General features: G+C 60.5%; 15 protein-coding genes. 8 read left to right on the forward strand and 7 right to left on the reverse strand.

The window, feature by feature from the left end; all coding sequences use genetic code 11:
* Nucleotides 1-63: 63 nt before the first annotated feature.
* The gene (locus BCL93_RS13495) at nucleotides 64-1,203 is read right to left on the reverse strand and encodes a histone deacetylase family protein (RefSeq protein ID WP_112055790.1); all 1,140 of its coding nucleotides are present in this window, start codon (nucleotides 1,201-1,203) and stop codon (nucleotides 64-66) included.
* Nucleotides 1,204-1,482: 279 nt separating this feature from the next.
* Here BCL93_RS13495 and BCL93_RS13500 point away from each other — a divergent pair, with 279 nt between their 5' ends.
* The 7 genes from BCL93_RS13500 to rpsA all read left to right on the forward strand — a co-directional run bounded on the left by BCL93_RS13500 (nucleotide 1,483) and on the right by rpsA (nucleotide 12,626).
* Complete coding sequence (locus BCL93_RS13500; protein WP_258396555.1) at nucleotides 1,483-2,568, forward strand: CobW family GTP-binding protein; 1,086 nt, start codon at nucleotides 1,483-1,485, stop codon at nucleotides 2,566-2,568.
* Nucleotides 2,569-2,688: 120 nt separating this feature from the next.
* On the forward strand, nucleotides 2,689-5,412 hold the full coding sequence (gyrA, locus tag BCL93_RS13505) for a DNA gyrase subunit A (protein ID WP_112055792.1): 2,724 nt from the start codon (nucleotides 2,689-2,691) through the stop codon (nucleotides 5,410-5,412).
* 52 nt (nucleotides 5,413-5,464) lie between these two features.
* The gene (gene serC, locus BCL93_RS13510; RefSeq protein WP_112055793.1) at nucleotides 5,465-6,565 is read left to right on the forward strand and encodes a 3-phosphoserine/phosphohydroxythreonine transaminase; all 1,101 of its coding nucleotides are present in this window, start codon (nucleotides 5,465-5,467) and stop codon (nucleotides 6,563-6,565) included.
* Between the two features lie 89 nt (nucleotides 6,566-6,654).
* Nucleotides 6,655-7,746: a prephenate dehydratase gene (pheA, locus tag BCL93_RS13515; RefSeq protein ID WP_112055794.1), complete on the forward strand. Its 1,092-nt coding sequence runs from the start codon at nucleotides 6,655-6,657 to the stop codon at nucleotides 7,744-7,746.
* Nucleotides 7,747-7,751: 5 nt separating this feature from the next.
* Nucleotides 7,752-10,088 (forward strand): bifunctional prephenate dehydrogenase/3-phosphoshikimate 1-carboxyvinyltransferase, encoded by a 2,337-nt coding sequence (locus tag BCL93_RS13520; RefSeq protein ID WP_112055876.1) that lies wholly within the window; start codon nucleotides 7,752-7,754, stop codon nucleotides 10,086-10,088.
* Nucleotides 10,085-10,768 (forward strand): (d)CMP kinase, encoded by a 684-nt coding sequence (gene cmk, locus BCL93_RS13525; protein ID WP_112055795.1) that lies wholly within the window; start codon nucleotides 10,085-10,087, stop codon nucleotides 10,766-10,768. Before BCL93_RS13520 ends, cmk begins: the two co-directional genes overlap by 4 nt.
* Nucleotides 10,769-10,952: 184 nt before the next feature.
* Nucleotides 10,953-12,626 carry a 30S ribosomal protein S1 gene (gene rpsA, locus BCL93_RS13530; protein ID WP_112055796.1) on the forward strand — a complete coding sequence of 558 codons (1,674 nt, stop codon included), beginning with the start codon at nucleotides 10,953-10,955 and terminating at the stop codon, nucleotides 12,624-12,626.
* Between the two features lie 158 nt (nucleotides 12,627-12,784).
* Here the strand turns inward: rpsA and bioA are convergent, their stop codons facing one another.
* Complete coding sequence (gene bioA, locus BCL93_RS13535; RefSeq protein WP_112055797.1) at nucleotides 12,785-14,071, reverse strand: adenosylmethionine--8-amino-7-oxononanoate transaminase; 1,287 nt, start codon at nucleotides 14,069-14,071, stop codon at nucleotides 12,785-12,787.
* A 237-nt stretch (nucleotides 14,072-14,308) separates the two neighbouring features.
* On the opposite strand from bioA, the gene BCL93_RS13540 reads away from it, so the two are divergent.
* Entirely contained in the window at nucleotides 14,309-14,686 is a 378-nt protein-coding gene (locus tag BCL93_RS13540) for a histone-like nucleoid-structuring protein, MvaT/MvaU family (RefSeq protein WP_112055798.1), read from the forward strand.
* A 589-nt stretch (nucleotides 14,687-15,275) separates the two neighbouring features.
* Here BCL93_RS13540 and BCL93_RS13545 read toward each other — a convergent pair.
* From BCL93_RS13545 to BCL93_RS13565, 5 genes are all read right to left on the reverse strand, one after another.
* Complete coding sequence (locus BCL93_RS13545; protein WP_112055799.1) at nucleotides 15,276-16,187, reverse strand: DNA replication terminus site-binding protein; 912 nt, start codon at nucleotides 16,185-16,187, stop codon at nucleotides 15,276-15,278.
* 12 nt (nucleotides 16,188-16,199) lie between these two features.
* Nucleotides 16,200-16,427, reverse strand: a complete 228-nt coding sequence (gene yacG, locus BCL93_RS13550) for a DNA gyrase inhibitor YacG (RefSeq protein ID WP_112055800.1) — start codon at nucleotides 16,425-16,427, stop codon at nucleotides 16,200-16,202.
* Between the two features lie 93 nt (nucleotides 16,428-16,520).
* A complete protein-coding gene (coaE, locus tag BCL93_RS13555; protein ID WP_112055801.1) occupies nucleotides 16,521-17,132 on the reverse strand; it encodes a dephospho-CoA kinase in 612 nt (203 codons plus the stop codon).
* On the reverse strand, nucleotides 17,129-17,980 hold the full coding sequence (locus BCL93_RS13560) for a prepilin peptidase (RefSeq protein WP_112055802.1): 852 nt from the start codon (nucleotides 17,978-17,980) through the stop codon (nucleotides 17,129-17,131). The genes coaE and BCL93_RS13560 overlap by 4 nt, the downstream gene beginning before the upstream one ends.
* Nucleotides 17,981-18,074: 94 nt before the next feature.
* Nucleotides 18,075-19,310 (reverse strand): type II secretion system F family protein, encoded by a 1,236-nt coding sequence (locus tag BCL93_RS13565; RefSeq protein WP_424779068.1) that lies wholly within the window; start codon nucleotides 19,308-19,310, stop codon nucleotides 18,075-18,077.
* Nucleotides 19,311-19,320: the final 10 nt, after the last annotated feature.

Consider the following 19,320-nt stretch of genomic DNA (forward strand, 5'->3'; position numbering starts at 1 on the left):
GGGCTCGGCTTTCGTTGGCTCAATGCATTTGTTGGCCGCATGTGTTGATGTTTCGGTGGCTCGTCAGGGCTCGGTCGGTGGTTCAGGGTCCGTCAATGGCGAGTCGGATGTAAAGGCCGTTTTATGGTATTCGCTCGCGGCCGCGACCTCGGCGAGGCCAATTTCCTCTGGGGTGGGCGCCTCGCCACCGGCCAGAACCTGCAAGACGGTGTGGACGCCCTCGGATAGGGACTCGAGGTGATAGCCGCCTTCGAGCACCAGCGCGAGCCTTCCTTCGCAGTGCTGGTCGGCCAGGCCCTGAACGATCTCGGTCATGGCGGCAAACCCTTCGTAGCTCACGTTCAAACAGAGATCGAGCCGGTGAGCATCGAAGCCGGCCGAGACCAGGATCAGGTCCGGCTGGAACCAGGCGGCGGCTGGTACCAGGATGTCGCGAAAGGCCATCAGCATGGCCTGGTCCCCAGACCCGCCCGGCAATGGCACGTTGACGGTGGTGCCTTCGCCGAGGCCGGCGCCGATGTCCTCTAGCCGGCCCGAGCCTGGATAGAAGGGGGCCGCACGGTGAGTGTCGAACAGCATGACGTCTGGCGAGGCCCAGAAGATATCCTGAGTGCCGTTGGCATGGTGGGCGTCCCAGTCGACGATTAAGACGCGCTCCATGCCTAACTCCTGCTGGGCATGGGCAGCGGCGACCGCCACATTATTGAAGAAACAGAAGCCGCGAGAGCGAGCCGGTTCAGCATGATGCCCGGGGGGGCGACATAGTGCGAAGGCGCTTTGGGCCCGGCCCTTGCAGACAGCTTCCACGGCGGCGATAGCGGCGCCGGCAGCCACCTCGGCGGCCTCGATGCTGCCGGGGGATACTGCCGTGGTGTCGACATCCAGCCAGGCGTTCTTGCCCCGCATGCGCTCGATTTCCCGGAGGTGGGCGTCGGTGTGTACGCGGCCGAGCTGTTCTCGCGTGGCAGGTTCAGCGGTCTCGAAGCTCACGCCCAGAATGGGTTCGGCGGTGAGCCGCTCGGTGATGGCGGTGAGCCTTCCTGGATGTTCGGGATATTTCCACTGCACGGCAAGGCCGTTGAGGATCTCCCTGACTCGTCGATCCAGGCGCCCTGGCAGGAAGGGGTCCTGGATGTCGGGCTGATGGTTAAGCATGCGGTCGTCATTGATCACCAGCACTGAGCGGTCGCCGATCACGAGCATTCTCCGTCACGTTGGGTGGTGCCCGACCGGTGCGCCGGGAGGGCTGTTTGATTCAGTGTCGTCCTCTCCTGCGTCTCAAGCAATTCGGCTTATGTACAGCGAATGGCTTTTCAGCCTTTCAGTGTGGTGTGCAGCGGACTGTTGAATCGGATTTTGTGTTATAAAGTAACATAATTGTGCTTGCTTCATATTTGCCGACGTCATCGAGGATCCGTGCCAGTGCCTTCTCCATTGCCTTCATCCGCTTCTCGTTCTAGCACGCCCCTGTCAGGTGTCCCCGTGCATGTGATTACCGGGTTTCTCGGCAGTGGCAAGAGCACGCTGATTCGCCACTTGCTGGCCCATAAGCCTGTTGATGAGCGTTGGGTGTTAGTGATCAACGAGTTCGGTCAGATCGGTATCGATCAGACCATGTTCGACGAGCGCGAGGATGTGGTCGTCAAGGGGTTGCCGGGTGGCTGTCTGTGTTGCCAGTTGGCCTTCGTGCTGCAGGCCTCGCTGGTCAATCTGCTGCATCGCCATCGACCTGATCGGCTGATCATCGAGCCTTCGGGGCTTGGCCATCCCGCGGGCCTTCTGGACCTGCTGCGTAGTGATGCCTTCGCCGAGGTGCTGGAGGTGCGCGATATCATTGCGTTGCTAGATCCACGCCGGCTCTCTGATCCGCGTTCACGAGAGCATGAGACCTTTCGCGATCAGTTGGAGATGGCCGATGGCGTGGCGCTGACCATGACCGACTTGGCCACGGATCAGCAGTGCCGGGAAGCCCAGACGTATCTCGCCGATTTATGGCCTGCCAAGCGCTGGGTCGAGGAGGCGCCACACGGGCAGCTGTCGGTGTCGCGTTTGCTCGGCGACCCTGTGCGAGGGGATGACCCGACGGGAGCCGGCGTTACCCATAGTACTTTCGTTAATCAAAGTACAGGTGCCACGGTGCCGTCACGGCCGATGCCGCACTCCAGAGCTCATGAAGGACAGGTTCCGGTCACGCTGGATACCTTCGCTTATCGTGAGCCTGCCCCTGGGGCGCCAGTGTGTGATGAAGGAGGGTCGCTCGGCTTTCGCAGCCTGGGATGGCGCTTTCATGCCAACGACGTGTTTTCGCTGGATGCGCTGGCTCAGCTGCTGGAGTCGCTGCCCGCAGCGCTGCGTATCAAGGCGGTGGTGCACACTGAATCAGGTTGGAAGTGCTACAACCGGGCCGCGGGGCGGGTGACGCTTACGGCGGCCAGTTGGAGGCGGGATTCTCGCCTCGAGCTGATCATGGAAGCGGGCAGCCAAGGCTTGCCCGAGGCAGCGTCGCTAGAAGCGAGTCTGCTGGCCTGTCGAGAAGAGGGAGAATCTGCGCTGAACTCGCTCCGCTAGGGGCGCTGACGCTGCCTTTAGGGGGCGGTGGGTGGTACAATTTCGCATTGCTATCACGAAGCTAGCCTTGCCAGCCTCACGTAGCGCCAAACAGTCGCAGTGCAAAGGATTTGACGACCCATGGGTGACATCGCCAGAGAGATTCTGCCAGTCAACATCGAGGACGAGCTCAAGCAGTCGTATCTCGATTACGCCATGAGCGTGATCATCGGCCGGGCGCTGCCCGACGTGCGTGATGGCCTCAAGCCGGTGCACCGGCGTGTGCTGTTCGCCATGCACGAATTGAACAACGACTGGAACAAACCCTACAAGAAGTCGGCCCGTGTAGTCGGTGACGTCATCGGTAAGTATCACCCGCATGGTGATAGTGCGGTGTACGACACCATCGTACGCATGGCGCAGGATTTCTCGATGCGCCACGTGCTGGTCGACGGTCAGGGTAACTTCGGTTCCATCGACGGTGATAACGCCGCCGCCATGCGTTATACCGAGGTGCGCATGGCCAAGCTCTCTCATGAGCTGCTGGCCGATCTCGAGAAGGATACCGTCGACTGGGTCGACAACTATGACGGCACCGAGCGGATTCCCGAGGTGCTGCCGACCAAGGTTCCCAACCTGCTGATCAATGGCAGCTCCGGTATTGCCGTGGGCATGGCCACCAACATCCCTCCCCACAACATGAACGAGGTGATCAGCGGCTGCCTGGCGTTGATCGACGACCACACGCTGTCGATCGATGACCTGATGGAATACATCCAGGCGCCTGACTTCCCCACCGGGGGCATCATCAACGGTAAGGCCGGGATTCTCGATGCGTACCGTACCGGTCGTGGGCGCATTTATGTGCGCGCGCGTCACACCATCGAGCATGATGACAAGACCGGCCGGGACCACATCATCGTCAACGAGCTGCCGTATCAGGTAAACAAGGCCCGCTTGATCGAAAAGATTGCCGAACTGGTCAAGGACAAGAGGATCGACGGCATCGCCGAGCTGCGCGACGAGTCCGACAAGGACGGCCTGCGCGTGGTGATCGAGGTCAAGCGCGGCGAGAGCGGTGAGGTGGTGGTCAATAACCTCTTCGCCCAGACGCAGCTGCAGAACGTTTTCGGCATCAACATGGTCGCGCTGTCTGACGGCCAGCCGAAGACGCTTAACCTCAAGCAGATGCTCGAGGCCTTCATTCGCCACCGTCGCGAAGTCGTCACCCGCCGTACGCTCTTCGAACTGCGCAAGGCTCGTGAACGCGGTCATATTCTCGAGGGCCTGGCGGTCGCGATCTCCAACATCGACGAGGTGATCGAGCTGATCAAGGCCTCGCCGTCGGCCGCTGAAGCCAAGGACAAGCTGCTGGCCCGTGACTGGCAGCCGGGTCAGGTGACCGGCATGCTGGAGCGTGCCGGTGCGACTTCCTGCAAGCCCGAGGACCTGGAAGAAGGCTTCGGTCTCGACCAGGCAGGCCAGCAATATCGCCTCTCGCCGGCCCAGGCCCAGGCCATTCTCGAGCTGCGCCTGCATCGCCTGACCGGTCTCGAGACCGAGAAACTGCTCAACGAGTACCTGGGCATCCTCGAGAAAATTGCCGAGCTAACCGCGATTCTGGCCTCTGCCGACCGCCTGCTCGAGGTGATTCGCGAGGAGCTCGAAGCGATCCGCGATCAGTATGGCGACGCGCGCCGCACCGAAATCCAGATCAGTCACCTCGACCTGCATATCGAAGACCTGATCGCCGAAGAAGACATGGTGGTAACCATTTCTCGCAGCGGCTATGCCAAGACGCAGCCGCTGTCCGACTACCAGGCCCAGCGCCGCGGTGGGCGTGGCAAGTCAGCGACGGCGATGAAGGATGAAGACGTCATCGAACACCTGCTGGTGGCCTCGACCCACGACACCGTGCTGTTGTTCACCAACAAGGGCAAGGTCTACTGGCTCAAAGTCTACGAGATGCCCAACGCCAGCCGTGGCTCGCGGGGCAAGCCGCTGGTCAACCTGCTGCCGCTTGATGAGGGCGAGGCGGTGAGCGCCATGCTGCCGGTGCGCGAGTATCGCGAGGACAGCTTTATCTTCTTCGCTACCGCCAAGGGTACGGTCAAGCGCACCAGCCTCGATCAGTTCTCGCGTCCGCGTAGCGTTGGCCTGATCGCCATCGACATCGACGACGACGATCAACTGATCGGTGCCGCCATTACGTCTGGCTCTGATCACGCCATGCTGTTGTCCTCCAACGGCAAGGCCATCCGCTTCGAGGAATCCCATGTCCGTTCCATGGGGCGCACCGCTCGCGGCGTGCGTGGCATGCGCCTGCAGGAGGACGCTCGGGTGATCAGCCTGATCATTCCGCAGTCCCAGCAGGTCGATGTCGAGGACGACGCCGAAAGCGGCGATGAGGTCCAGCCGGATGTGGTGGCCAATGATGGACAGATCTACATTCTGACCGCCTCCGAGCGCGGCTATGGCAAGCGTACTCGTCTCGAGGAGTTCCCGCTGCGCGGGCGCGGTGGTCAGGGCGTGATCGCCATGCAGACCAGCCAACGCAACGGCGACCTGGTCGCGGCGATGCAGGTCTACTCTGCCGACGAGATGATGCTGATCACCGACAAGGGCACCCTGGTGCGCACGCGCGTCGAGGAGGTTTCCACTACTTCTCGCAACACCCAGGGCGTGATGCTGATCCGCCTGGGCGAGCGCGAGGCGCTGGTCAAAACGGTGCGTATCGACGAGCCGGAGGAAGAAGCGCTTAGCGGCGAGACGCTTGACGGAGCTGCTGACGGGACGCTTGAGGCGGGCGCCGACGACGCCTCAAGCGAAGCCTCCGAAGAGGGGTCTGACAGCGATGCGCCCTAAGGCGATCACTGAGCGCCGTTAGCCGACACCATCATTCTGGAATACAACGCTGATGACACGTCATTATAATTTTTGTGCGGGACCGGCGGCGCTGCCGACCGCCGTCCTGGAGAAGGCCCGGGAAGAGCTGCTCGATTACCAGGGGCGTGGCCTTTCGGTGATGGAGATGAGCCACCGTAGCGCCGAGTTCGTTGCCATCGCCGAGCAGGCCGAGGCGGATCTGCGCGAGCTGCTGGCCGTGCCCGATAACTACCGGGTGCTGTTCCTGCAGGGCGGTGCGTCGATGCAGTTTGCGATGCTGCCCTACAACCTGCTTGGCCAGGGCGGCACGCCGAACTACCTCTATACCGGTATCTGGGGCAAGAAGGCCATCGCCGAAGCGCGTCACCTGGCCGGTGCCCATGTGGCGGCTTCCAGCGAGGCCAATGGCCTCATCGCCGTGCCACGCCAGGCCGATATCGCGCTGTCGAGCGATGCCGCCTATCTCCACTATACGAGCAACGAAACCATCGGCGGTCTCGAGTTCGACTATGTGCCCGAGGGGCGTCTGGCCGATGGCAGCGAAGTGCCGGTGGTCTGCGATATGTCCTCGTCGATTCTCTCCGGCCCGCTGGATGTCTCGCGGTTTGGCGTGATCTACGCAGGAGCCCAGAAAAACATCGGCCCGGCCGGCCTGACGCTGGTGATCGTGCGCGATGACCTGCTTGACAGGGCGCGTCCCGATACGCCGACCATGTTTAACTACAAGGTCATGGCCGAGCATGGCTCTATGTACAACACGCCGCCTACCTATAGCTGGTACTTGGCGGGTCTGGTGTTCCAGTGGCTGAAGCACGAGATCGGCGGTCTTGAGGCGATGAATGCCCTCAACAATCGCAAGGCCGCCAAGTTGTATGACGCCATCGACCAGAGCGGTATGTATTCCAACCCGATCGCGGTGGCCAACCGTTCGCGCATGAATGTGCCCTTCGTGCTGGCCGATGATCGCCTCGACAGGGCTTTCCTGGCCGAATCCGAAGAGGCCGGCCTGCTCAATCTCAAGGGCCATCGCAGCGTGGGAGGCATGCGCGCGAGCCTCTATAACGCGGTGCCCGAGTCCGGGGTCGATACCCTGGTGGAGTTTATGGCCGACTTCGAACGTCGGCGCGGCTAGCGTCGCAGCGGGCGGCACGCCCGGGGCCATTGGCGCTGGGTGCTGGCCGTACCATTGTCGAATCAGGGGTTTAGTGTAGGGGAAATCGAATGAGTGACACCCCCATCGATCTCGATGCGCTGCGTCAGCGCATCGATGGCCTGGATGGTGAAATCCTTCGCCTGATCAGCGAGCGCGCCCAGTGCGCGGGTCAGGTAGCCAAGGTCAAGACCGATTCCGACCCGGATGCGGTCTTCTATCGGCCAGAGCGTGAGGCTCAAGTGCTCAGGCGCATCATGTCCCTCAATCAGGGGCCGCTGGATGCCGAGGAAATGGCGCGGCTGTTCCGCGAGATCATGTCGGCCTGCCTAGCGCTCGAGAAGCCGGTCAAGGTGGCTTACCTGGGGCCCGAAGGCACCTTCACCCAGCAGGCGGCGCTCAAGCACTTCGGCGAGAGTGCCGTCAGCCTGCCGATGGCCGCCATCGACGAGGTGTTCAGGGAGGTCGAGGCCGGCGCCGTCAATTACGGCGTGGTGCCGGTGGAAAACTCCACCGAAGGCGTAGTGAACCACACCCTCGATTCCTTCATGGACTCCTCCATGCGCATCTGCGGCGAGGTGGTGCTGCGCATTCATCACCACCTGCTGGTGTCGAGCAATACTCGCCGTGACAAGGTCTCGCGGGTCTATTCGCATCCGCAGTCCTTCGCACAGTGCCGCAAGTGGCTGGATGCCCATTATCCGCATGCTGAGCGGGTGCCCGTCTCATCCAACGCCGAGGCGGCCAAACTGGTCAAGACCGAGTGGCATAGCGCGGCGATTGCCGGCGATATGGCAGCCAAGCTCTATGGTCTCGAGAAGATTGCCGAGACGATCGAGGATCGCCCGGATAATTCGACTCGCTTTCTGATCATCGGCAATCAGGACGTGCCGTCTTCGGGTGAGGACAAGACGTCCATCGTGGTTGCCATGCGCAACCAGCCCGGCGCCCTGCATGACTTGCTGGAACCCTTCCATCGGCATCAGATCGACCTGACGCGCCTCGAGACTCGGCCGTCGCGCACTGGGGTGTGGAACTACGTGTTCTTCATCGACTTCCATGGCCACCGCGATGATACGCAAGTGGCGGCCATGCTGGAGGAAGTGCAATTGCGTTGCGCCGAACTCAAGGTGCTGGGCTCCTATCCGGTGGGCGTGCTCTGATCATGATGGCGTCTTCCAGGCCTCAGTCGGCGACGCCGTCCGTCCCGGATGCGAGCAGACTCGGCGAGCCCCAGCTATTGATCCTCGGGCTCGGGCTGATCGGCGGCTCGCTTGCCGCGGCCCTCAAGGCCGGCGGTTTTGCTGGCACTATTCTGGCCTGTGACCGGGATGCCGACGAAATCGCTCGCGGTATCGAGATGGGCATCATCGATGGCGGCGACACCGATCTTACCGCCGTGCTGCCGGGCAGTAGCCTGGTCGTGCTGGCGGTGCCGGTGCTGGCCATGGATGCGGTGATGGGGGCCTTGGCCGCGGGGCTGCACATGTCCGATGCCGAGGTCGTGATCACCGATGTCGGCAGCACCAAGGCGGCGATTCGCGATGCTGCCGAGCGCATCTTCGGTGAGCTGCCGGCCAACCTGGTGCTGGGGCATCCGATTGCCGGCTCCGAGAAGAGTGGGGTGTCAGCCTCCAACCCCACACTATATCGCCAGCACAAGGTCATCATGACGCCCGACGAGAGGACGGCCCCCGAGGCGCTGTCTCGGGTGCGTGCCCTGTGGCAATCCTGCGGCGCCACGGTGCTCGAGATGTCGGTTGAGCGCCATGATCAGGTGCTGGCGCGTACCAGCCATCTTCCACATCTGCTGGCTTTCTCGCTGGTGGATACCCTGGCTCGCCAGGATGAGCGGCTGGAGATCTTTCGCTACGCTGCCGGTGGCTTTCGTGATTTTACCCGTATCGCCGGCAGTGATCCGGTGATGTGGCGGGATATCTTTACGGCCAATCGCGACGCAGTGCTGCAGGCGCTCGATGATTTCGAGGGCGGCGTGGCGCGGTTGCGTCGTGCCGTGGAAGAGGGCGACGGCGATGCCATGCTCGGCATCCTCGACCGTGCCAGCCATGCGCGGCAATATTTCGATACGCTGTTAAACCAGACCAGTTATCAGGCGGGTTATCAGACCATGCAAGACAATTCCATGCGCTACCGGGTCAGCCCCGGTGGCAGCGTCGCCGGGCGCATCCGCGTGCCGGGTGACAAGTCAGTGTCGCACCGTTCCATCATGCTCGGCGCGTTGGCCGAGGGCGTAACCGAGGTCAAGGGCTTCCTAGAGGGTGAGGACAGTCTGGCTACCCTCCAGGCCTTTCGCGAGATGGGCGTTGCTATCGAAGGGCCGCACCAGGGGCGGGTGACCATCCATGGCGTTGGCATGCACGGCCTCAAGGCCCCGGCAGGGCCGATTTACGTGGGCAATTCCGGCACGGCCATGCGCCTGTTCACCGGTCTGCTGGCTGGCCAGGCCTTCGACAGCGAACTGACCGGCGACGCCTCGTTGACCAAACGGCCGATGGGGCGAGTGGCCGACCCGCTGCGCCTGATGGGTGCCAAGATCGATACCGCCGAAGGTGGGCGTCCGCCGCTGAAGATTCATGGCGGCCAGCCGCTCAAGGGCATCGACTATGCCATGCCGATGGCCAGTGCACAGGTCAAGTCCTGCCTGCTGCTAGCCGGCATGTATGCCGAGGGCGAGACCCGCGTCAAGGAGCCGGCACCGACCCGCGATCACACCGAGCGCATGCTCAATGGCTTCGGGTATCCGGTCGAGCGCGAGGGTGACACTGCCTGGCTCAACGGCGGCGGCTCGCTCAGCGCAGGCCCGATCGACGTGCCCTCCGATATCTCCTCGGCGACCTTCTTCCTGGTCGCCGCAGCGATCACGCCAGGTGCCGACCTGACGCTCGAGCATGTCGGTATCAATCCGACCCGTATCGGGGTGATCAATATCCTCAAGCTTATGGGCGCCGACCTCGAGCTATCCCAGCAGCATGAGGTTGGCGGAGAGCCGGTCGCGGATATCAGAGTGCGCTATGCGCCGCTGAAGGGTATCGATATTCCGGTCGACCAGGTGCCGCTAGCCATCGACGAGTTCCCGGCGCTGTTTATCGCCGCCGCCAATGCGCAAGGCAGGACTCGCCTGCGCGGGGCAGAAGAATTGCGCGTCAAGGAGTCTGATCGTATCCAGGCCATGGCCGATGGCCTGGATATTCTCGGCGTCGAGAATACCGTGGTGGCCGACGGTATAGACATCGTCGGCGGTGACAATGGTTCCGGCGCGCCGAATTACGGCGGCGGTCATGTCGATAGTCTCGGCGATCACCGCATTGCCATGGCCTTCGCGATAGCAGGGCTGCGTGCCCGTGACGAGATCGTGATAGATGACTGTGCCAATGTAGCCACCTCCTTCCCTGGCTTCGTCGAGCTGGCGCGCCGTGTTGGACTGACCGTCGTCCCCGAGTCTGGTGCGGAGTCCGTGGCCTGTGAACAGCAGGAGGATGCATGAGCGATGCCGAAACACGGGTGCTGACCATCGATGGTCCCGGTGGGGCCGGCAAGGGCACCATCAGCCGTCTGGTCGCCGAGGGGCTGGGTTGGCATCTGCTGGACAGCGGGGCGCTCTATCGGCTGACCGCCCTGGCGGCCATGCGCCATGCGGTGGATCTGGCTGACGAGGCGTCCCTGGCAACACTGGCCTCCAACCTGGACGTGGTCTTCGTTCCCGACGAGGGCGGGAGCCGCGTGCTGCTGGAAGGGGATGACGTCAGCCGGGAGATCCGCACCGAGCAGGCCGGCGACCGAGCCTCTCAGGTGGCCGCGTTGCCGAAGGTGCGTCAGGCACTGCTGAATCGTCAGCGAGACTTTCTCAAGGCTCCGGGCCTGGTGGCCGACGGCCGTGACATGGGGACCGTGGTATTCCCCGCGGCCCCTCTCAAGGTGTTCCTGACCGCCAGCGCCGAGGAGCGAGCCAAGCGTCGCCATCTGCAGTTGCGGGAAGCGGGGCAGGATGCTAGTCTACCGAGTCTTTTAAAGGAGATTCAGGCCCGCGATGCGCGAGATATGCAGCGCAGCGTTGCCCCTCTCGAACCGGCAGCCGATGCCATCGAGCTGGACACCACGAGCCTGACAATTCCGGAAGTGGTGGAACGGGTGAAGGATCTGCTTGCCCAACGTGGCATTGCTTGATCGTCCAACGATCCATTACGGGCCTCGGGATGATGTAACGACATGGGCGGACAGCACGTACTGAGAGTCCGCTCAGGTCTAACCAGCGTCAACATCCCCGGGGCATATTGCAGTAGGCCCGCACTCGCTGGTGGTGCGGAGAAGGCGGTAAGCCGCCATTCAACGTTGATCACGTAGGAACATCATGAGCGAAAGCTTTGCTGACTTGTTTGAACAGTCTCTCCAAGACATCAACATGGAGCCGGGCGCCATTGTCATGGCGACCGTCGTCGACATTGAAGGTGATTGGATCACCGTCAATGCCGGTCTGAAATCCGAAGGCCAGATCCCGTCCGCGCAGTTCCGCGACGAAAACGGTGAGCTGACCATCGGTGTGGGCGATGAAGTCAAGGTTGCACTGGAAGCCGTGGAAGATGGCTTCGGTGAGACCCGCCTGTCCCGCGAGAAGGCCAAGCGCGCCGAGGCGTGGAAAGAGCTGGAAGCAGCCTTCGAGAAGGATGAGATCGTCAAGGGCGTGATCAACGGTAAGGTCAAGGGCGGCTTCACTGTCGACGTGGCTTCTATCCGTGCCTTCCTGCCGGGCTCCCTGGTAGATGTGCGTCCGGTGCGCGATACCGCTCACCTCGAGCACAAAGAGCTGGACTTCAAGGTCATCAAGCTCGACCCGAAGCGCAACAACGTGGTGGTTTCCCGTCGCGCCGTGCTGGAAGCCGAGAACAGTGCCGAGCGTGAAGCGCTGCTGGCCACCCTGCAGGAAGGCCAGCAGATCAAGGGTATCGTCAAGAACCTGACCGACTATGGTGCCTTCGTGGACCTGGGCGGCGTCGATGGCCTGCTGCACATCACCGACATGGCCTGGAAGCGCATCAAGCATCCGTCCGAGATCGTTGCCGTCGGCGACGAGATCAACGTCAAGGTGCTGAAGTTCGACCGCGAGCGTAACCGTGTGTCCCTGGGGCTCAAGCAGCTGGGCGAAGATCCCTGGGTCAACATCAAGGGTCGCTACCCGGAGAACACCAAGGTCAACGCACGCGTTACCAACCTCACCGACTACGGCTGCTTCGCCGAGCTGGAAGAGGGTGTCGAAGGCCTGGTCCACGTGTCCGAAATGGACTGGACCAACAAGAACATTCACCCGTCCAAGGTCGTCCAGGTTGGCGACGATGTCGAGGTGATGGTTCTGGATATCGACGAAGAACGTCGTCGTATTTCTCTGGGCATCAAGCAGTGCACCACTAACCCGTGGGAAGACTTCAGCGCTCGCTACAACAAGGGCGATCGCGTTGCTGGCAGCATCAAGTCCATCACCGACTTCGGTATCTTCATCGGCCTGGAAGGCGGTATCGACGGCCTGGTGCACCTGTCCGACATCTCTTGGTCCGAGACGGGCGAAGAAGCCGTGCGCAACTTCAAGAAGGGCGATGAGGCCGAGGCCGTCATCCTGTCCATCGATCCGGAGCGTGAGCGCATCTCTCTGGGCATCAAGCAGCTGGACAGCGATCCGGTCGCAGAGTACCTCGCCGTCAACGACAAGGGTACCGTTGTTACCGGTCGTGTCGTCGAAGTCGATGCCAAGGAAGCGCATGTTGAGCTGGCAACAGACGTCGTGGCCGTGCTCAAGGCTTCTGAGATCAGCGCCGATCGCGTTGAAGATGCGCGTAACGTCTTGAACGCAGGCGACAGCGTTGAAGCTCGCATCGTGAGCGTGGATCGCAAGAGCCGCGTGATCAACTTGTCCGTCAAGGCCAAGGATCAGGACGACACCCGTAAAAACATGGGTCGTCTGCGTGAGCAAGAGTCCGAGTCTACGCCGACCACCATCGGTGATCTGATCAAGCAGCAGATGGGTCAGGACTAAGTCCTGCCCAGGCGTCTCGGCCTGCCGAGATGTCCTGAAGCTTGAACAAAAACGCCGCCCTCAGGGGCGGCGTTTTTTTGGTTCTGGCTTCCGGGTTCGGGGTGGTCATTTAATCTAGCCGCAAAGAACGTGAGTTTTCTCGTTCCGTCATTCAGTCGTTAAGTGCTGGCTGGCGAAGCATTCAAGAACCAGTCCTTCATGGTCGTGGTGATCTGGCGCATTTCCTCATCGAGGGTGACATAGGCGGGCATGGTGTAGAGCCAGCGGCCGAAACTTCTTAGCCAGACGCCTCGGCTACGCGCGAAGTCCTGGGCGCCTTTGAGGCTTGACGCGTCATGCACCTCGATCACCGCGGTGGCGCCGAGTACGCGCACATCCTCAACGGCAGGGTGTGCCTTGAGGTCGGCATCTTCGGCCAATTCCTTACGAAGAATCGCGTTCAGTGAGGCGATTTTGCCCAGATAGTCTTCCTCCTCGAAGACCGCCAGACTCTCCAGGGCCACGCGGCAGGCGAGAGGATTGCCCATGAAGGTGGGACCATGCATGAAGGCGCGGTTGGGGTCTTCACTGAGAAAAGCTGAGTAGACGGCATCTGTCGCCAGAGTCGCTGCGTGTCCCAGATAGCCGCCGGTTAGTCCCTTGGAAAGCACCATGATGTCCGGTGTAACGTCGGCGTGGTCGGCGGCAAACATCTTGCCGGTGCGCCCGAAGCCGGTGGCCACTTCGTCGAAGATCAACAGTACGCCGAATTCATCGCATAACGCTCTTGCCGCCTGAACGTAATGGGGGGAGGTCATGTTAAGGCCACCTGCAGCTTGCAGTAGAGGCTCCATGAGCAGCCCGGCGATCTCGTGGTGGTGAGACTCGAGTACCTCGCGCAGGCCCTTGATATCGGCTTCTACGGCTTCTCTCGGAGCGTCGAAGGCGGCGGTGGGTGCTGGCGCAAAATGTTGTGTCGGCAGGAAGCCGGAAAAAAGGGAGTGCATGCCTTCCTCGGGGTCGCATACCGCCATGCAGCCCGTTGTGTCGCCATGGTAGGCCTTCATCAGTGACAGCATGCGGTGCTTGCCTGGGTGGCCGCGCTGCACCTGGTACTGCACGGCCATCTTCATGGCGACTTCCATTCCGACCGAGCCACTATCAGAGAAAAAGACATGATTGAGTCCTGGCGGCGTTACGCGCACCAGGGCAGCCGATAGTTGGTCGGCAGGTTCATGGGTCAGTCCACCGAGCATCACATGGCAGAGAGTGTCGGCTTGCTGTTTGATCGCCGCAACGAGTCTGGGGTGTCCATAGCCATGAATCATGCACCACCAAGAGCAGGTGGCATCAAGCAGTTGCTCGCCATTTTCCAGAGTGAAGTGTGCTCCATCACCGCCTATTACCTTTAGGGCGGTGGGCTGAGTCTGCATCTGTGCATAGGGGTGCCAAAGTGTCTGGCTCATGTGATCCTCTTTGTTAACATGATGATGTATTCAAGGTTAACAGATTCTCTCTCTATCGGTCATCCTTTCGGTGGCTATGTAAAAATGAGTAAAAAAATAAGCAATGGGAATGTGTTTGGTTTCTGATATTGTCGTTTAAAATAAAAACGATTAGAATCATGTTAGGTCGATTACATCCCCGGCTTTGCTGACCCACTATCCCGTAGTGTCTACCAGAAGCAGATATAAGGAATTGCCATGTCCCTGCTCAACGATTACATGCAGAAAGAACAGATGCTCAAGCAGCTCACTGACGAGCTCCACAAGATGGAAAACGACAACCGTTTGAAGTCTGAGCTCGAGTTCAAGGAAAAGCTCGAAGCGCTGATGAAAGAGTTCGGTAAAAGCGCCGCCGACGTCATCGAGTTGGTCGACCCTAAGGCCGCTTCCCGTGCTGCAGCAGGCAAGCCGGAATCTTCCGGTGGTCGTCGCAAGCGCAAGCTGAAGATTTACAAGAACCCGAATACCGGTGAAGTCGTCGAGACCCGCGGCGGCAACCAGAAGACCCTCAAGGCCTGGAAAGACGAGTACGGCAACGATACCGTCGAGTCCTGGCTGGTTCGCGTGGAAGAGTGATTTAGCCTCTTGCTCGGACATCGCCCTCGGTTTTGCCGGGGGCGATTTTTTGTCTGGTAGATTATATGTCCTTCATGAATACTTGCCGTGGTGTTTGCTAGGCCAACTCTTCGAGGGGTGTCGCCATACAGCAACACTTGACTTGTGGCGCTATTATGTACTGCTGCTGGCTTTCTGTAGTGAAAAGGCGTTAATAGTTTCTGTCGCCGGAAATACCTGATCGATCGCCTCCTAGTCAGCCATCACCATCATTAACGTAATGCCGCTGGTTATGATGCTCATTTTTTCTGCATCGTTCCCGCGTGACGCTTGGTTTGTCAGAGGCGCCACAAGGTCCAATACTGGTGGCCGTTCTGTGGGGAAATAGTGAAATAAGCTGTCGTCACGAGTCTGAGGAGACTTCAATCAGGAGTTAAGGCGTGGCATGGCCAAGGCGGCATACAAATGTATGCGCCGTAGCCTCAGAGAGCCGCTACCTATAAGTGAGGAAAGGAGTAAGTTGGCTGGGCTCGCGGACGGGGTGAGTTAATGCCATAGAGCCGATCGGTGGCTCTTTTCAAGTGCTTTTCAAGTACTTTTCAGGCACCGTCTAGCGGTAGCGGTAGATCCTAATGCTCGGTAGAAAGGGGGTATCCTCAAGGCGCTCGTCGCTCCTTTTGGCCCGTGTACGCTTCTCCTGCGGGGTGGGCTGGGGCTGATTATGATCAGGCAGCCGACCATCTGTGCTAGGAATGAATAACGGCAGTGCGACGTTCATGGCACGACGCTCGCGGCCATCGGCTAGTGGTTCGGCAAAGAAGAGGTTGGCGCGCATCAGGGGAGCCTGCTTCTGGACCTGGGCGAGTGGCTCACTGTCAGGAATTCCGGCTAGGCGTTTGAGTTGAATACGAACATGAGGTGAGTCGGCGTCAAGTGCCAGCAACTTCTTCTCGGCTTCGCGGACGCTCAGTTTCTTGATCGAGCGACCACTCGAATACCAGGCCAGTCGCACGCGGGAGAGGGGGGCATTCGCCACCGGTATGGCGCGCCAGCATTGTTTGAGATGAAGTCTGGCGAGACCCTGGCCGGTGAGGTGTGCATGCAAGGCCGGGTGGCGAAACGGCAGTATCGCCTTGATCTCGGGGATAAGATCGGCGGCATGCTCACGAATCTTTGCCAGTATGCAGGCGAAGTCGTCTTTGGCTTCATTGACCTTTCCAACATGCTCGAGCATCCGCTGGTCGGCGGCAATCAGCCCGACATAGCTGCGGGTGGCGCGGCCATCCTGTCCGTCCTGATACCAGAAGTCGAGCAGTGCGGCCCTTAGCCAGTCGGCATTGGGTGTTGAGTGGTGCAACGCCCAGGCGCCGATGCCTATTTCACGGTTCTGCTCTCGGAAGTACTGCACCAACTCTTCGATGCGATTGATGATCGTGTCGAAGGTCGCTTCCAGCTCGGCCAGCAGGCGATACTGTAGTGGCTGAAGGTCTTTCGCCTGATTCTTATGTTCGTCGTCCTGCATGGCGCTGATTCGTTATTCCTGGCCGCGCTCGGCGCGCATGATCATCTCGTCGATCTCGGTCTCATCCATGGCGGGCTCGCCGGCAATGCGATGTGACTCATCGGCCCAAGCGCCCAGATCGAGCAGTTTGCAACGCTTTGAGCAGAATGGCCGATGTAGGTTGTCCTCTACCCAGGCTACCGTTTTGCGACACTGTGGGCAGGCCACTTCCAGAGGGCGAGAAGCGTGTTCTTGGGTCATATGGATCTCGTGCGGGTAAAGAGTTACGTCAGCATGCCCAATCGTCGAAGCCAAGGCAATCCAGCTTGGCTGGGCTTTTCTCAGGGGGCGCTCTTAAGAGGTCTCGCGATGACGGCGATATAGGCGATCAAGTCTTGCAACCTGGTGCGCCAGGTCATCGGCACCGCCGCTGTTGTCGATAACGTCATCGGCTTTGGCTAGTCGCTTCTGCCTGGGCATCTGTGCCGCGACTATCGCGCGAGCCTGCTCTTCATCAACGCTGTCGCGGCTGGCGGTTCGGCTGATTTGCAGGGCTTCGGGAATATCGATCACCAGGCAGCGGTCAACCAGACGATGCTGATCAGACTCAAATAACAGCGGGGACACCAGCAGGTGATAGGGGGCGTCCGTTGCCGCCATGCGCGCCAGGTGTGCTTCGAGGCGCTCCCGAATTCGCGGATGGGTGACCGATTCCAGCCATCGCCGCTCGGCTTCGTCGCTGAAGACAATGCTACGCAGCGCACGGCGATCCAGGTGGCCATCGGCGGTTAGTACGCCGGGGCCGAAGTGATCCACGATATCGGTAAGGGCGGGCTCTCCCGGTTCTACCACTTCGCGTGCCACATCATCGGCATCGACCCAGTCGATGCCGTGGGTCGCGAAGGCCCGTGCAACGGTCGACTTGCCCGAGCCGACGCCACCGGTAACGCCGATCGTAAGGCTCATGATATCAGGCCCTGATAGGCGGCCTGCAGTGGGGCACCGGCTAGCAGGGCAATCCAGCCAGCCATGGCCAGGAAGGGGCCGAAGGGCATCGGGGCGCCACGCAGTCGTGGCACGACGAGCTGAACGAGGATGCCGATGATGGCCCCCACTCCCGCCGATAGTATCAGCACCATGGGCAGGGTCTGCCAGCCCAGCCAGGCCCCCAGCGCGGCCAGCAGTTTGAAGTCGCCATAGCCCATGCCTTCCTTACCGGTCACGAGCTTGAATAGCCAGTAGAAGCTCCATAGTGAAAGATAGCCGGCCATGGCGCCAATGACTGCCGAGGTAAGCATGAGTGGTTGAAACATCAACTGGTAGCCAAGCCCGACCCATAGCAGAGGAAGGGTGATGATGTCGGGCAGCAGCTGAGTGCGAAAGTCGATCACCGCTAGAGCGAGCAATGCCAGGCAGGCGCCTATCAAAAAGAGGCTCTGAAGGCTCGCGCCGTGGATGGCGATGACGGCGACGACCAGCGCCATGCCGGCAATCTCAATCATGGGATATTGCAGGCTGATAGGTTGCTTGCAGCTCGCGCATTTTCCCCGCCGCTTCAGAAAGCCGAGCAGAGGGATATTGTCGTGCCAGCTGATCGGAGCATTACAGGCCGGACACTGCGAGGCTGGGGTCACCAGGTTGAAACTGGCCGGCGACTCTTCCTCCAGCTCCAGCGCCTCGCGGGCTTCTGCTCGCCAGCCTTGCATCAGCATCACAGGCAGCCGAGTGACCACGACGTTCAGGAAGCTGCCCAGGCATAGACCGAGGACAATGATCAGCGGCCAGAACAGGGTAGGGGGAAGATCGGCAAGCAAGGGGGGCTCCTAGGCTCTGCATGTTTAGGAAAAAAAAGAGCATTATATCTTTTTGGGGCAGGCCCGTGGTGGCGACGGGCCTGCCATGGCCAGGTTAGATAACGCTGCCTAGCTCGAAGATTGGCAGATACATTGATACAACGAGGCCACCGACCAGAACGCCGAGTACGACGATAATGAACGGCTCGAGCAGCGAGGTAAGGGCATCGACCTTGTTGTCGACCTCCTCCTCGTAGTACTCCGCCACCCGGTTGAGCATCGCATCCAGCGAACCGGCTTCCTCGCCGATACCCACCATCTGTACGGCGAGCGCCGGAAATTGTTCCGTCAGACGCATGGCGAAGTGCAGCTGCTGCCCGGCTGAGACATCATCGCGCACCTGAAGTACGGCACGTTCGTAGACCTTGTTTCCGGAGGCGCCAGCGGCAGTCTCGAGCGCCTCGACCAGCGGGACGCCGGCACCGAACGTGGTGGCGAGTGTGCTTGAGTATCGCGACACCGATGACTTGTCGAGAATGTCGCCGATCACCGGTATCTTTAGCGCCAGGGCATGCATCCGGTAGGTGAAGGCATCGGATCGTCTCATGCCCTGGCGAATCAGCATGATGCTCGCAACAATCAGTCCGATTCCCCAAAGCCAGTATTGCTGGGCGAATTCGGACATGGCGATGGTCATGCGTGTCATTGCCGGGAGCTCAGCACCAAAGCCCTGAAACAGGCTCTCGAACTGAGGGACCACCTTGATCAGCAGTAGTGCTGTCACGCCAATACCCACCGAAATGACGGCGACGGGGTAATAGAGCGCCTTCTTGACGCGCCCCTTGAGCGTTTCGATCTTCTCTTTGTAGCTGGCCACTTTCTCCAGCATATGGTCAAGAGAGCCTGACTGTTCGCCTGCTTCGATCATGTTGGTAAACAGTCGATCGAAGTGTTTGGGATGCTTGCGCAGCGCGTCGGAAAAACTGGTGCCCGCCGAGACATCGTTCATCAGCTCCTGGACCAGGGCGCTCATGGTTGGATTCTTGAGGCTTTCCGCTACCACAGAAAAGGCCTGAAGCATGGGCACGCCCGCCTTGATCATGGTCGCCAGCTGGCGGGCGAAGATCATGATATCGCGTGACTTGATCTTGCTCATACCACTGCCAAGGCTGCTCTTGCGGCGTATGCTCTTGACGAGAATGTTCTGGCTATTGAGTTGCCGCTCGACCTCTTGCTTCTCCTTGGCAACGATCTCTCCTGAGACCCGCCGCCCGCCGGGGCCTTTGCCTGTCCATTTCCAACGTTGCAGCTTTGCTGGTTTTTTTTGCTTGGGCTGTCGCGCCATGGGCATTCCTCTAGAG

Origin of the sequence: Onishia taeanensis (genome assembly GCF_003268885.1) — a bacterium.
Taxonomy (GTDB): Bacteria; Pseudomonadota; Gammaproteobacteria; order Pseudomonadales; family Halomonadaceae; genus Onishia; species Onishia taeanensis_A.

What these genes read in the sequence shown, in the direction of transcription:
- BCL93_RS13495 (WP_112055790.1), bottom strand. Translation starts at nt 1,203, where the DNA reads ATGCTCGTGATCGGCGACCGCTCAGTGCTGGTGATCAATGACGACCGC.
- gyrA (WP_112055792.1), top strand. Translation starts at nt 2,689, where the DNA reads ATGGGTGACATCGCCAGAGAGATTCTGCCAGTCAACATCGAGGACGAG.
- serC (WP_112055793.1), top strand. Translation starts at nt 5,465, where the DNA reads ATGACACGTCATTATAATTTTTGTGCGGGACCGGCGGCGCTGCCGACC.
- pheA (WP_112055794.1), top strand. Translation starts at nt 6,655, where the DNA reads ATGAGTGACACCCCCATCGATCTCGATGCGCTGCGTCAGCGCATCGAT.
- BCL93_RS13520 (WP_112055876.1), top strand. Translation starts at nt 7,752, where the DNA reads ATGGCGTCTTCCAGGCCTCAGTCGGCGACGCCGTCCGTCCCGGATGCG.
- cmk (WP_112055795.1), top strand. Translation starts at nt 10,085, where the DNA reads ATGAGCGATGCCGAAACACGGGTGCTGACCATCGATGGTCCCGGTGGG.
- rpsA (WP_112055796.1), top strand. Translation starts at nt 10,953, where the DNA reads ATGAGCGAAAGCTTTGCTGACTTGTTTGAACAGTCTCTCCAAGACATC.
- bioA (WP_112055797.1), bottom strand. Translation starts at nt 14,071, where the DNA reads ATGAGCCAGACACTTTGGCACCCCTATGCACAGATGCAGACTCAGCCC.
- BCL93_RS13540 (WP_112055798.1), top strand. Translation starts at nt 14,309, where the DNA reads ATGTCCCTGCTCAACGATTACATGCAGAAAGAACAGATGCTCAAGCAG.
- BCL93_RS13545 (WP_112055799.1), bottom strand. Translation starts at nt 16,187, where the DNA reads ATGCAGGACGACGAACATAAGAATCAGGCGAAAGACCTTCAGCCACTA.
- yacG (WP_112055800.1), bottom strand. Translation starts at nt 16,427, where the DNA reads ATGACCCAAGAACACGCTTCTCGCCCTCTGGAAGTGGCCTGCCCACAG.
- coaE (WP_112055801.1), bottom strand. Translation starts at nt 17,132, where the DNA reads ATGAGCCTTACGATCGGCGTTACCGGTGGCGTCGGCTCGGGCAAGTCG.
- BCL93_RS13565 (WP_424779068.1), bottom strand. Translation starts at nt 19,310, where the DNA reads ATGCCCATGGCGCGACAGCCCAAGCAAAAAAAACCAGCAAAGCTGCAA.